The organism is Burkholderia stagnalis (assembly GCF_902830275.1).
Taxonomy (GTDB): Bacteria; Pseudomonadota; Gammaproteobacteria; order Burkholderiales; family Burkholderiaceae; genus Burkholderia; species Burkholderia stagnalis.
Map to the genome: position 1 here is coordinate 250,377 of NZ_CADESW010000004.1, position 13,708 is coordinate 264,084.

Below are 13,708 nucleotides of genomic sequence, written 5' to 3' on the forward strand. Positions count from 1 at the left end.
CATGTTGAATTCGGGGTTCATCGAATCGGGACGGGCGGCAACAGCTCGACTTCGGTGCTGCCCCGGGCCACGATCACCGTGCCCTGTTCGCCCAGTTTCTTCAGCCGGTAGCCTTCGGCGATCTCGCCGCCCGGCAGCACGGCATCGCGCACGCCGCAGCGCGATTCGCACAGCAGGAACGTCCTGCCCGCGCCTTCCAGCACGACGATGCGCTGGTCGTTCTCGCGCCATTCGCCGGCGATGTCGAACGGCGGCGCCGCGACCGGCGGCGCGTCGATCGGCTCGTCGAGCGACGGGGGTTCGGGTTCGGGCGCCGCGACGGGCGGCGGCGGCGCGTCGGGCGCCGGCTCCGCGCCGAGCGACGCCCAGCTTTGCGCCGGAAAGACGTCGACGATCGGCGCGTGGCCGGCGCCCTCCTGCGCGACGCTGCCGCCCGCGATGCAGGCGGCGGCCAGCGCGAGCGCGGCCGCGAACGGGATCAGGGGCGCGCGCATCATGTGTCCGGCCCCAGCAGGCTGACCCGCAGGTCGGCGTTCACGTTGGCGCTGTCGATCCGGTCGCGTTCGATCGACACGCCCTCGATGCGCACCATCGGCTGGTCCGCGATCTCGCGCATCGCTTCGCGCAGCCCGACGTAGCTGCCGCTCATCGCGATGCTGATCGTGAGCCGGCGCAGCTTGCCCTTCACCTCGACTTCGCGGCGATACGTTGCGTGCTTGCGCTCCATGCCGCGCTGCGACAGGATCTGGAAAATCGAGTACGCCTGCTCGCTGCTGCGCAGCTGCTGCACCTGCGCAAGCGTCATGCCGCCGTCGCCGGCCTTCTGGCCCGGCTTGGGCAGCGCAGCCAGCGCCGTCGTGCGCGCGTCGCGCTCGACCTCGAGATGCTCGCCGTCCGGCTGCAGGTAAAACGCGTGCGCGCCGACCAGTGCCACGACCAGTCCGCCCGCCAGCAGCCCCGGCACGCCGAGCTTGCGGGCCGCCGCGTAAGCGACCCAGCGCAGCCGCGCGGCGAGCGCCGCCGTGTCGATTGCTTTCAGGTTCGTCATGGGTGTTCGATACTCAGGCTGAAATGAAAGATGTTCTTGCCGTCCTCCGCTTTCGCGCGGTGCTGCAGCAGGCCGATCTTGCGGTCCGGGTGACGGTCGTTCAGGCGATCGACGAAGATGTAGATGTGCGACAGTTCCGCCGCGCCGCCCTCGATGCGCGCCTCGCGGCCGGCCTTGTCGACCGTCAGCGACTTCAGCGCGATCTGCGGCGTCCATGCGTGCTCGATCCAGTCGACCACCGACAGCCCCGAACCTTGCGCACGCGTCCTTTGCTCGGCGAGCACGCGTTCGATGCGGCGCTGCTCCGGCGTCATGCTCTTCTGCCGGCGCTGCTCGCGCTCGATCGCGCGCTTGCGCTGGTCGATGCGGCTTTCGATTGCGTCGACCTCGTCGCGCAACTGCTCGACACGCGACCACTCGCTCGCGGCGAACCCGCCGGTCAGCAATGCGCAGCACAGTGCGACGGTCGCCCAAGGCGTGACGCGCGTGCGCGGCGCGGCGAAATCCAGTTCGTTCAGGTGTTTCATGCCGGTGCCCCCGGCTCGCGCGCCAACGCGCCATCCACGCCGGCGTCGAGCAGCGTGATGCCGTCCGCGGCCGGCAACGCGCCATCGAGCGCGCTCGCGAAGGCCGCGCCGGCAAGCGGCTGCCCGGCCATCAGCGCCGCGGCGGCGAACCAGTCGTCGAGCCGCCGGCCGCCCATGCGCGGCAGCGTGACCACGTCGGCCCACTCGCCGGCGCGGCGAAACACGCACGTGACGACGCGCGGCTCCAGCAGCGCATAGCGGTAGTCGCCACCGCCCAGGCGGCCGGCGTGTCGTTCGAGCGAGGCCGACAGCGCATCGCGCACGCTGGCGAGCCGCCAGCCGGTCGCGCGGCACGCCTGTGCGAGCGACGCGAGCAACGCATCGCAGGCCGCCACCGCCAGGCGCGCGCGGCCGTGCCGCCCGGCTTCGATGCGGATTCGCAGCGCACCGCGCTGCGCGCGGGCGGCGAACAGCGCGCGCGCATAGCCGTCCCACGCGGCGTTCGACACCAGCCCGTCCTGCCACGGCAGCACGACGCCATGCGTCCACGGATGCCCGGCGACGACATGCACGCGGTTCTGCATCGGCAGACGCGCCCTTTGCAGGCCGCCGAGCACCTGCGCAAGCGCCTCGGCAGGCAGGCCCTCGTGTGCGACGACGGCGTGCGGCGGGCCTGCGCGGCGCGGGCGCCAGCCGTGGTCCGTCCACACGCTCAGCGTGTCGGCGTCGAGCACCGCGACGACGTTATTCCACGGCGATCGCACGTTGCACCTCCTGGAACGTCGTCAATCGCGCGCGAATCGCCGCGAGCCCGGCGTCGCGCATCGATCGATAGTCGGCGTTGTCCGCGAGCGCCTGCGCCCGCTTCTCGACCGAGCGCTCGAGCAATGCGGCCTTCATCGCCGCGTCGAGCGTCAGCACTTCCGCGAGCCCGATCCGGCCGTGATAGCCGGTGCCGCGGCACGTCTCGCAGCCCGCGCCGGCCGTGACCGCGCGCTTCAGGTCGTCGAGCACCGCGTCGCGCAGGTCGGCGCCGTCCGTTGCCGCGCCGCCGCAACGCGCGCAGATCCGCCGCACCAGCCGCTGCGACACCACGCCGTTCAGCGCTTCGAGAAACGTCGACGGCTCGACACCCATGTAGATGAAGCGGTCGATCACGCTGAACCCGTCGTTCGCGTGCACGGTCGACAGCACACGGTGGCCGGTGAGCGCCGACTGCACGGCGATCGACGCGGTCTCCTCGTCGCGGATCTCGCCGACCATCACCGTGTCCGGGTCGTGTCGCAGGATCGAGCGCAGCCCGCGCGCGAACGTGAGCCCCTTGCGCTCGTTGACCGGAATCTGCAGCACGCCCTTCAGCTCGTATTCGACCGGGTCCTCGATCGTGATGATCTTGTCGTCGCCCGTGTTGACTTCCGACAGCACCGCGTACAGCGTCGTCGACTTGCCGCTGCCGGTCGGCCCCGTCACGAGCATCAGCCCGTACGGCCGATGCGCGAGCGCACGCACGCGCCGCGCCGTCTGCGCATCGAAGCCGAGCACGTCGAGGCTCACGCTGTCGCCGCGCTGCGACTTGTCGAGCACGCGCATCACCGCGTTCTCGCCGTAGGTGCCGGGAATGATCGACACGCGGAAATCGATCTCGCGGCCCTGCATCACGACCTTGAAACGGCCGTCCTGCGGCACGCGCTTTTCCGCGATGTCGAGCGCGGCCAGCACCTTGAGACGCGACAGCGTCTGCGCGGCCGCCTCGAGCCCCGGGATGTGACGGATCGACTGCAGCACGCCGTCGATCCGGTAGCGGATCGCCAGGCCGTCCGGCACCGCTTCGAGATGGATATCGCTGGCGCGGCTCTGCAATGCGTCGTAGAGCGTCGTGTTGACGAGCCGGATGATCGGGCTTTCGTCCTTCGCGATGCTCGCCAGCGAGATCGACTCGATCGCCTGCGCGAGCGAATCGCCCTGCGTATCGATCGTCACGTCGTCCATCAGCCGTTCGCTCGACTCGATGTCGCCGAGCAGCCGCTCGACTTCGCCCGGCACGCTCATGGCCAGTTCGACCGGCCGTGCGCCGAAGCGCGCGAGCAGTTCGTCGCGCACGTGGCGGGCGAACGGGTCGGCGAGGACCACGCACGGCGCGCCGCCAAGTTCGACCGGCAGCACGCGCCAGGTCAGCGCGTCGTGCAGCGGCAGCAGGTCGAAGCGCGTCGGCGCCGCACGCAGCGCGTCCGCGTCGATTGCGCCGACGCCGAGACAGGCGGCCACTTCCGTGAGCCGCGCCGCATCCGCGCCGAGCAGGCCGTCGACGTACTGCGCAAAGCCGACGCCCGATGCTTCCCATTCCGACTGCCAGCGTTGGACGATGTGTTCCGTATTCATGAGATTTCTCCTGTTCGGTTGGACAGCGGGATCGCGAACGCCTTGCCGGCCCGGTTCGCTATCCGACGCTGCCGGCCAATTCGAAGATCGGCATGTAGAGCAGCAGGACCACCGCGCCGACCGTCGCGCCCACCGCGAGCATCAGCACCGGTTCGAACACCTTGCTGAGCATCTCGATCGCGCGATCGAGCGCGCCGTCGTGAAACTGCGCGATGTGCTCGCACATCCCGCCGAGATCGCCGCTCTGTTCGCCCACGCGCAACAGCCGCTCGGCGACCGACGTCGTCAGCGCATGCGCGGCGAGCACGGCCGCGACCGGGCGACCGGCGCGCATCTCGGCCAACGCCGCCGCGAGGCGTGCGCGGAAGTGCTCGGGCAGCACCTTGCCGGACAGCTCCAGCGCGACGATCGCCGGCGTGCCGCCCGCGATCAGCAGGCCGACGGTCCGGTAGAACCGCGTGAGCGCGAACAGCGCGCAGATGTCGCGCACTTTCGGCGCACGCCACATCAGGCGCTGCGCGGCACGCTTGACGGCTGCCGAGCGGATCGCCGGCACCGCGCCGGCGCACGACGCCGCGACCGCGAGCCCGACCGCCATCCCGTTCTCCCGCAGCAGGGTCGCCCACCAGAGCATCGCCCGGGCCGTCGCCGGCAGCGTGGCGAGCGACTCGAACACCACCGCGAAGCGCGGAATCACGAAAAACGCCATGAACAGCAGGATCGCGATGCCGACGCCGATCACGACGGCCGGATAGATCAGCGCACCGGTGACGCGCTTGCGAATCTGTTCGATTCGCACTTCGTACTGCTGGTAACGCTTCAGGACGACCGGCAACTGGCCGCTGCCCTCCGACGATTCGATCGTCGCGACGAGCAGCGGCGGGAAGATGGCCGGCTGCTGCGCGAGCGCCTTCGACAGCGGCTGCCCCTCGACCATCACCGCGAGAATCCGGTCGATCACGTGTTTCGCGTCCTTGCCCGAATCCGCCTTGTCGCGCAAGGCTTCGAGCGCCTCCATCAACACCAGGCCCGCGTCGAGCAGCGTCGACAGTTCCTGCAGGAACAGCGCCAGCGCGAACTTCGGCGCCCGCCGGCGGCGCCCGATACGGGTATCGCGCCGCACCTCGAGCACGACGCCGCCCTGCTCCGCGACCCGCGCGCGGGCTTCCGCCTCGCTCGTTGCTTCCACCGTCTGCTGCGTGACCTTGCCGCCGGCGAGCACGCGCACCCGAAATGCGTCCATCGCTACCTCCGCCATTCGTCGAGCATCGCGAGGCTCGCATCGCGATCGCTCGTCAGCGCGCGGTACTCGCGCCACACCTTGGTCGCATAAGCCTTGCGGGCGGGCTCGCGCTTCGGCGCGGACCCGGCGTTGTACGCGCCTACCGCGTTCCAGGTATAGCCGTGCCGATCGATGAATCCGGCGAGAATCGATGCGCCGGTGTCGATCGACGTGCACGGCTCGTCGATCAGCCGCTTGTGCGTCACGCCCGCCTTGATCAGACGCGGCAGGTGCGAGCTGTTGATCTGCATCAGCCCGATGTCGTAGGTGCCGTTCCGGTTCCAGTTCATCGCGCGCGGATTCAGCGCGGATTCCACCTTCGCGACCGCGGCGAGCAGCAGCGGATCGATGCCGTGCCGTTCCCCCGCCTTCGTGAAGCAATCCTTGGCTGCGGCGCCGGATGCGCAGGTGGCGAACAGCGCCACCGCCGCGATCGAGCGACGCAGACCCTTACATGCCGTAGACAAGGTCCGCATCGATGCCACTCCCGCCGACACGACCGTCCCGCCCGAGCGACACGATCTCAGCCTCGCCATCGCGGCCCGGCACGTTCCATTGGTATGCACGGCCCCAGCCGTCCTTCGGCACGGCCTTGGCGAGATACGGGCCGTTCCAGCCGTCAGCGCCTTGCGGCTGCGCGACCAGTGCGTCGAGCCCTTCGTCGGCCGTCGGATAGCGGCCCGTGTCGAGCCGGTATTGCGTAACCGCGTCGCCCAGCGTCTTCATCTGCGCTTGCGTCGACTTGACCTTCGCCTTGTCGACCTGCGCGAACAGCTTCGGACCGACGTAGCCGGCCAGCAGCGCGATGATCAGCAGCACGACCAGCAGCTCCAGCAGCGTGAAGCCCTGCTGGCCGCGTCGCATCGTCCATTTCCGATAAATCGGTTTCATGTCGTTTGCCCTCTTGAGAGATCCCGGCGCAGGCGTCGCGGCCGGGGGCCGTCGTGTTGCAGACGGCAGGTGAATGAGGCGCTTTCGGGAATGCGTATTCGATTGATGAAAAGCGCCGATCGATGAAGTCATTTTCCCGGGGGACGGAAAACGCCACCAGCTTCATCAATGAAATATCAACGCAGGTTTCGATCCGCACGGCGCGCGTTCGCCGCAAATGAAAAAGCCGCACGCGTTGCAGCGTGCGGCTCGCTTCATCTCCTCGTCAGGTCGTTACTTGCTGCAGGCGCCCAGGTCCTTCCACACCTTGCCGGTGTGGTCGGCGCCCGTCGAGGCCGGATTGCCCGGAACCTCGTTCTGGGTCCACCAGCGCGCCTCGTACGTGCGGCCGTCGTGCTGCACCTTCGCGCCGCCCGTGTAGGCCGTGCCCTGCTTCCACTGCGCCTGGCACTGCGCGCCTTCGCCGCCGCCCGCTTCACCGGTCAGCTTGAACGTGGCGGTTTCCTGCATCAGCTTGCCGCCGTCGATCTGCGACGTTGCCACGGCCGTGTGGTTACCGGCCTTCGCGTTCGCGATGTCGACGTTCACGTCGCCCTGCATGCGCATCGTCGACGACTTCGAGCCGACCATCGAGTTCGACGCGTCGTACACCTTGACGGTGACGTTCGTGTCCTTTGCGTGGTTGAACTTCAGGAAGAATTTCGCGGTGGCCTTGCCGTTCTGGATCTTGAACTCGCCGTTGTTCGAGATGCTGAAGCCCTCGTCGATGCCGCCTTCCGGCTTGTGTTCGATCGTCGTCTCGGTGCGCACGATGCCGCTGCTGCTCTTCGAGAACACGTCGTTCTTGCCGAGCGACGGCTCGATGCGGCCGTCGCGCTCGACGCCGGCGATCAGGTTCGCCGCCTGCGTACGATTGATTTCCTTCGCGAGCAGCATCGGCCACATGTTGCGCTCGCCCTGCTGTGCGGAGCCGATCGTCACCGTGGTCTTCATCGACGGCACTTCGCCGCCCGACTTGAACACGCGGTTCATGACCTTGTCGCCGGCCTTCAGGTCCATCGTCGGTGCGATGCTGCCGACGTTCGACCAGCTCGGCTTGCCCGGATCGGTCGCGCCGCCGTCATCGGTGATGTTGAGGTCGGCCACGTTGTAGAACATGCCGGCCGTGTCGCCGACGTGCCACGTCGTCAGCATCACGTGATGGCCCTTCTTGTCCGACGGAATCGTGCAGTTGTGCGGGCCGATCTCGTCGGCCTTCTTCATCCCGCCGTCGATCGTGCAGAACGGCGTCAGGTCGAACTGGTCGCGCGTGAGCTTCGCGTTCGGATTCCAGCCCTGCTTCGTCAGGTAGTACTTGAAATCCTTCGTCACGTGCGGCGCGGTGAACGTCCACTTGAACTTCTGCGCGCCCGGCTTGATGTCGTTGATCTTCCAGCGATCGACGGCCTGCTCGTTGAGCTCGCTGAACTGCGTCACGCCGCCGCTCGCGATCTCGCCGTCCGGCGCGCCCGCTGCCGGGAAGCCCTGCTTGCCTTCGATGCTTTGCGGTTCATAGGTGACCGAACCGCAGTTGAAGTTTTCGATCTTGCCCGACTTCGAGCTGCACAGCAGGTTGCGCGACGGCGGCTCCGACAGGTAGCCATGCGCAAATGCGGCTTGCGCGAAGAACATCGACGCACAGGCCACGAGCGGCGACAGGGTAAGGAGGGTCTTTTTCGAAGTTCGGGTTCTCATCTGATTCCGTTTGGTTGAAAGTTGAAATTTGAATGGTGAATGCTTCGTTCGACGAATCGCGAGCGACCGCCGGAATGTGCGTCACGCATGCTTCGGTTGACGAAACGCCGGATGCAGTATCGTCAGGCGCCGCGCATCGACGTATCTTTCTGAACGATCTCTCAAAGATGCGCGGCGCCACCGCCCGGCGCTTGCCTTCTCGCGCACCGTCTTCACATGGCCCGCTTTTAGATTGCGTTGAGATTCGTTGCCGCCGTTGCGTCCAGGAAAAAGAATGTGCCCACTTCCCCGGTACTTTTTTTCAACCCAAGGATGGATGGCTATCAAATTGAGATCGAATAAACGTACTCCCGGCATCGTGATTCGACGCCGCTCGCTGCGTCGTGCGCACGTTGCCTATGCGGCCCTCGCGGCGGCCAGCGCACTGAGCTTCGCGAACGCTGCTTTCGCCGCGCCCGGCAAACCCAGCCTGAAGCAATACGAAATCACGTCGAAGCCGCACGGCTTCGTCGAAATCGACATGCAGAAGGCCGGCGTCGCGCCGTACAAGGACATCGTCAAGCTGAACAAGAAGGTCGACGTGCCGCTGCCGTTCGACATCTGGAGCAACGGCACCGCCGTGAAGGCGGTCGCGTTGGTCAACGGCGTCGTCGATCCCGCTTCCGAGGTCAGGATGACGCCCGGCGGCACGCAAAGCGGCCAGGTGGTCGCGAACGTGAAGACGCCCGGCGTGAAGAAGATGCAGGTGCGCGTGATCGACGCCAACGGCGCGTCGACCGACAGCGCGCCGCTCGACGTGATCGTGTTCGACACGATTCCCGAGCTCGCGGACGACCTGCCCGACAACGCGAGCAAGACCCACAAGCCGTATGCGAACACGTCCGGCTCGGTCGTCGGCACGTACTTCGCGACCTGGTCGATCTACGACCGCAAGTTCAACGTCGACAACGTGCCGGTCGAGAACCTCACGCACATGCTGTACGGCTTCATCCCGATCTGCGGCGGCGCGGCCGTGAATGCATCGCTCGCGAAGGACCTGCCGGGCTCGTTCAACACGCTGCTGCAGAGCTGCAAGGGCCTGCCCGACTACAGCGTCGCGATCCACGACACCTATGGCGAGATGGCCAAGGCGTTGCCGGGCCAGACCGCGAACTCGAAGCTCAAGGGCGTGCTCGGCCAGATGATGGCCGCGAAGAAGCGCAACCCGAACCTGAAGATCCTGCCGTCGATCGGCGGCTGGACGCTGTCCGACCCGTTCTTCCAGATGCACGATCAGGCGAAGCGCAAGGTGTTCGTCGATTCGACCGAACAGCTGCTGCGCACGTGGAAATTCTTCGACGGCGTCGACATCGACTGGGAATTCCCGGGCGGCAAGGGCGTGAACCCGTCGCTCGGCGATCCGGCGAAGGACGGCCAGCTGTACGTGACGCTGATGAAGGAACTACGGCAGATGCTCGACAAGCTGTCGCAGGAAACCGGCAGGACCTATGAACTGACGTCGGCGATCGGCGCGGGCAAGGACAAGATCGACGTGGTGAACTACAAGGAAGCCACGAAGTACATGGACTACATCTTCGACATGACGTACGACTACTACGGTGCGTTCAGTCTGACGGAGCTGGGCCATCAAACCGCGCTGCACGCGCCGAACTGGAAGCCGGACACCGCGTACACGACGGACAACTCGATCAGGGCGCTGCTCGCGCAGGGCGTCGATCCGAAGAAGCTGGTGGTCGGCGCGGCGGCATATGCGCGCGGCTGGAACGGCGTGCACGGCTACGCCGACGGCAATCCGTTCACCGGCACGGCGACGGGGCCGCACAAGGGCCAGTGGGAACCGGGCATCCTCGATTACAAGAAGCTCAAGGCGGAGATGATCGGGCCGAACAACGCCGGCATCAACGGCTACGAGTACCACTACGATCAGACGGCCGAAGCGCCGTACGTATTCAACAAGAGCACCGGCGAACTCCTCACCTTCGACGACGAACGCTCCGTCCTCGCAAAGGGCGACTATGTGCGCGCGAATCAACTGGGCGGCCTGTTCTCGTGGGAAATCGACGCGGACAACGGCGACATCCTGAATGCGATGCACAAGGGCCTCGGCCACGGCGACGCAGGCGGTGGCGGCGGCGGTGCCGAGAACCATCCGCCGGTCGCGAATGCCGGCGCCGACATGACGGTCACCGGGCCGCAGACGGTCACGCTCGACGCGTCGAAGTCGCGCGATCCCGACGGCGACAAGCTGAGCTTCAAGTGGGAACAGGTCGGCGGCGATCCGCTGAAGCTTGCCAATGCAGCAAGCGCGAAGGCGAGCGTCGACATTCCGTCGGTCAGGCAGGACACGAAATACACGTTCCGCGTGACGGTCGCCGATCCGGCCGGCCTGAAGGATACGGCGCAGGTCGTCGTGACTGCGCAGGCAGATGCGACGATCGAGCCGCCGCCCAAGGAAAACCGTCCGCCGGTCGCGCAGCTCGGTGGCCCGGCAACGGCGGAAGCCGGCCAGGCCGTGACGCTGTCGGCCGAGAAATCGACCGACCCGGACGGCGACAAGCTGAGCTTCAAGTGGAACGTCCCGAACGGCATCGACGCGAAGCCGGCCGGCGCAACGCTGAGCTTCACCGCGCCTGAACTCGCGAAGGACCAGTCGTTCACGTTCTCGGTCGCGGTCAGCGACGGCAAGCTGTCGAGCACGGCGAAGCACACCGTCGTCGTGAAGGCGAAGGATGCGGGCGGCGGCGAAGGCGGCGGCAACGGTGGCGGCGAAGGCGGCAAGCATCCGGCGTACAAGGCCGGCACGCAGTACAACGCCGGCGACATCGTGTCGAACCTCGGCAAGCTGTACCAGTGCAAGCCGTTCCCGTACAGCGGCTGGTGCTCCGGCGCGCCGACCGCGTACGAACCGGGCAAGGGCTTCGCGTGGAACGACGCGTGGACGCTTTACGGCGATGACGAAGGCGGTGGTGGTGGCGGTGGCGGCAACGGCGGTGGCAACGGCGGTGGCAACGGCGGCGGCGAAGGCGGCAACGGCGGCGATCACCCGCAGTACAAGGAAGGCACGAAGTACAACGCCGGCGACATCGTATCCAACAACGGCAAGCTGTACCGCTGCAAGCCGTTCCCGTACACCAACTGGTGCTCGATGGCGGCCTGGGCTTACGAACCGGGCAAGGGCACCGCATGGGACCAGGCATGGGAGGAACACAAGGAGTAAGCCGAACAACCTGCCAGATCCGGCCGGCGGCGCCGTCGCGGCGCCCCGGCCGATGTGAAACCCGCGTCTCCCGACGCACAACGGCCGATGCCGGTATCGCCCTCGCCTCGCGCGAGGGCGTTTTCGTTTCCGCCGCCGGCGATGTTTCAATCCCGGCCGGACGTCAATGCATCCCACGCCCACGCCCACGCCGGCGCTCCGGCCCTTCGCCGGTCACGCGTCGTCAAGCGTTTCCGCAATGGTTTTCGGCAAACGCACGGTGAAGCGGCTGCCCTGCCCCGGCGTCGACGTCACGTCGACCGATCCGCCGTGGCGCTCGATCACCGCCTTCACGAACGGCAGCCCGAGGCCGACCCCGCGACTCGCGTCGCGATACATGCCGTCGACCTGAAAGAACGGCTCGAACAACCGCGGCATCGCGTCGGCCGGGATGCCGATCCCCTGGTCCTGCACCGCCACCGACACCTGCCGGTCGTCGGCGTCGATCCACACGTCGACGGCCGTCTCCTCGGCCGAGTACTTGATCGCGTTGTCGAGCAGGTTGGCCAGCGCGCGCAACAGCATGTCGCGATTGCCGAGCACGAACACGTCGTCGCCGTCGTAATGCGGGCCCTCGACGCGGATCCGCTTCCCGTTCGCGCTGTGCCAGACCTGATCGACCGCTTCCGCGGCCAGATCGTTCGCCGATACCGGCACGTACGCACGCGTATCGAGGTGCTCGGCGCGCGACAACTGGGTGAAATCCTGCGCGACGCGCAGGCTGTAGTCGACGAGCTTGTGCAGGTCGGCCAGGAAATCCTCGTCGATCGTGCCGTCGGCCTGGTTGCGCTCCTCGAGCAGCGACAGCACCGTCGAGAGCGGGTTGCGCAGGTCGTGCGCCATGTGCCGCAGCGTCAGCCGGTCGCTTTCGACCGCGGCCTTGACGTTGTGGATGTCGACGATGCAGATCATGCTCGCCGTCGAACTGTGCCGGTCGCCGTCGCCGAACGGCGTCACCATCATCATCTGCGTACGCCCGTTCAGCGCCAGCTCGACCGAGTGAATCTTGCCGGTCGCCTTCGCGGTCAGCACTTCGTCGCGCGCGATCGCCAGCACGCGCCGTACCGCCTCGTCGCCGTCGGCGTCGAGCGTCTCGAGCATCGCGCGGCCGCGTGCATTGCACATCAGCAGCTCGCCGTGCTGTTCGACGAAGATCGGATAAGGCAGCGTCTCGATCATGTCGACATAGGCCGTCTGCCACGCGCGAATGCGCTGCATCGCGATCTCGACTTCATCTTTCGTCGGCATCGCGGCATCGGCGCCTGCCGCGTGCGGCAAGCCGACGAACGCGTGATTGCCGGCAAGCCCGCGCAGCATCTCGTATTCGTTCAGCAGGAACGCCCGCAGGCTGCCGGCGCGCCGCCAGCCGCTCACCGCGAAAATCAATACACACACGGCGAGCAACGGCCCGAGCGGCGTCCAGTACGACCAATGCAGGAGCAGCACCAGTTCGGCGGCGACGAACGTGGCCAGCCACCCGATCGCGAATGCGTACATGCGCCAGCCCGGCACCAGCATGCAGATCAGCAGCATCACCGTCGCGACCACGATGCTGACGGCAACCTGGATCGCCGCCGGCTCGCGCGACAGGATGTGGCCGTCGAGCAGCGCCTGCGTCACCAGCGCGTCGACCTCGACGCGCCGCAGCCGTCCGCCCTCCGACATCGACAGGTCGTACACACCGGAAAGATCGGACATCGCGTCGCCGATGAAGACGATGCGGCCATGCCACGCCGACTCGGGGATGCGCCCCTTCAGCACGTCGACGTACGAATAGCGATCGAGGTTGAAGCGTGTCGGCAGGAACAGCGCGAGCGAGCGCGCTTCGATGCGCCCCAGCCAGGACACGTGATCCTGCACGTGCAGGCGCACGTCGCCGGCCGGCAGCGACGCGCCCGCAACGTGGATCGCCTGCAGCGCGACATGCGGCAGCTCGCCGTCCGAATTGTCCGTCCGGACATACGGCACGATGCCCTGCACCAGATAGTCGCTGCCGAGCACGACGCTGCGCTGGCCGACGGCCGCCGCCGCGCCGCGCAATTGCGGCGCGGGCAGCAGCACAGTGTCGGCACGCGTGCCCTCCGGCGAAACGTGGGCGGGCAGCACGACGCGCCCTTGCCGCGCGATCGCGGCCACGAGTGCATCGTCGCCGCGCGCCGGGCCGAACATCGTCATGTCGAGCACGACGCTCGATGCGCCGCCGAGCCGATCGAGCACCTGCGCATGGGACGTCCGTGCATAGCTCGCGCCGCCGCCCAGTTCGGCGATCGTCTTCTTGTCGATCGAGATGACGACGACATCGTCGCGCTCGCCGTAATCGACGCAGGTCGCAACCAGATTCCAGTACAGGCGGTCGAGCGGCGACAGCAGCGTCTCGGCGGCCGGCGTACAACTGAGCGCCGCCAGCAACGCAACGCCGGCCGTAAGCGGCCATACGGCGGGCCGCACGGATATCGCTATTTTCCAGACTCGATTGAGCCAGTCAGGCATGGGATGGCATTCCTCGTTATTGTTTTATTCGCCCGAGGTCACTGCGTCCGCGCGCGCCCTGAATGGTCGCGGCGGTCGGCCGCTGGCCTCGTCGCACACGT

12 protein-coding genes are annotated in these 13,708 nt (G+C 67.2%); 1 reads left to right on the forward strand and 11 read right to left on the reverse strand.

Going from position 1 to position 13,708, the window contains the following annotated elements:
- Nucleotides 1-17 precede the first annotated feature (17 nt).
- The 10 genes from HWY45_RS10280 to HWY45_RS10325 all read right to left on the reverse strand — a co-directional run bounded on the left by HWY45_RS10280 (nt 18) and on the right by HWY45_RS10325 (nt 8,218).
- Nucleotides 18-497, reverse strand: coding sequence for a hypothetical protein (locus HWY45_RS10280; protein WP_059560322.1), 480 nt, complete (start codon nt 495-497; stop codon nt 18-20).
- Nucleotides 494-1,048, reverse strand: coding sequence for a hypothetical protein (locus HWY45_RS10285; protein WP_059886095.1), 555 nt, complete (start codon nt 1,046-1,048; stop codon nt 494-496). Before HWY45_RS10285 ends, HWY45_RS10280 begins: the two co-directional genes overlap by 4 nt.
- A complete protein-coding gene (locus HWY45_RS10290; RefSeq protein WP_059807070.1) occupies nt 1,045-1,575 on the reverse strand; it encodes a hypothetical protein in 531 nt (176 codons plus the stop codon). The genes HWY45_RS10285 and HWY45_RS10290 overlap by 4 nt, the downstream gene beginning before the upstream one ends.
- Nucleotides 1,572-2,339: a hypothetical protein gene (locus HWY45_RS10295; protein WP_230947009.1), complete on the reverse strand. Its 768-nt coding sequence runs from the start codon at nt 2,337-2,339 to the stop codon at nt 1,572-1,574. Before HWY45_RS10295 ends, HWY45_RS10290 begins: the two co-directional genes overlap by 4 nt.
- On the reverse strand, nt 2,320-3,954 hold the full coding sequence (locus HWY45_RS10300; protein ID WP_059886096.1) for a GspE/PulE family protein: 1,635 nt from the start codon (nt 3,952-3,954) through the stop codon (nt 2,320-2,322). Before HWY45_RS10300 ends, HWY45_RS10295 begins: the two co-directional genes overlap by 20 nt.
- 58 nt (nt 3,955-4,012) lie before the next feature.
- Entirely contained in the window at nt 4,013-5,197 is a 1,185-nt protein-coding gene (locus tag HWY45_RS10305) for a type II secretion system F family protein (RefSeq protein WP_059886239.1), read from the reverse strand.
- 2 nt (nt 5,198-5,199) lie between these two features.
- A complete protein-coding gene (locus HWY45_RS10310) occupies nt 5,200-5,712 on the reverse strand; it encodes a lytic transglycosylase domain-containing protein (protein WP_059560862.1) in 513 nt (170 codons plus the stop codon).
- Nucleotides 5,687-6,127 carry a type II secretion system major pseudopilin GspG gene (gene gspG, locus HWY45_RS10315; RefSeq protein ID WP_059560309.1) on the reverse strand — a complete coding sequence of 147 codons (441 nt, stop codon included), beginning with the start codon at nt 6,125-6,127 and terminating at the stop codon, nt 5,687-5,689. The genes HWY45_RS10310 and gspG overlap by 26 nt, the downstream gene beginning before the upstream one ends.
- A 273-nt stretch (nt 6,128-6,400) precedes the next feature.
- Nucleotides 6,401-7,861 (reverse strand): N-acetylglucosamine-binding protein GbpA, encoded by a 1,461-nt coding sequence (gene gbpA, locus HWY45_RS10320; RefSeq protein ID WP_059886098.1) that lies wholly within the window; start codon nt 7,859-7,861, stop codon nt 6,401-6,403.
- 81 nt (nt 7,862-7,942) lie between these two features.
- Nucleotides 7,943-8,218, reverse strand: coding sequence for a hypothetical protein (locus HWY45_RS10325; RefSeq protein WP_170304037.1), 276 nt, complete (start codon nt 8,216-8,218; stop codon nt 7,943-7,945).
- On the opposite strand from HWY45_RS10325, the gene HWY45_RS10330 reads away from it, so the two are divergent.
- Nucleotides 8,178-11,078, forward strand: coding sequence for a glycosyl hydrolase family 18 protein (locus HWY45_RS10330; protein WP_059886100.1), 2,901 nt, complete (start codon nt 8,178-8,180; stop codon nt 11,076-11,078). The genes HWY45_RS10325 and HWY45_RS10330 overlap by 41 nt on opposite strands.
- Nucleotides 11,079-11,291: 213 nt before the next feature.
- Here the strand turns inward: HWY45_RS10330 and HWY45_RS10335 are convergent, their stop codons facing one another.
- Nucleotides 11,292-13,607 carry an ATP-binding protein gene (locus HWY45_RS10335; RefSeq protein ID WP_059886102.1) on the reverse strand — a complete coding sequence of 772 codons (2,316 nt, stop codon included), beginning with the start codon at nt 13,605-13,607 and terminating at the stop codon, nt 11,292-11,294.
- Nucleotides 13,608-13,708: the final 101 nt, after the last annotated feature.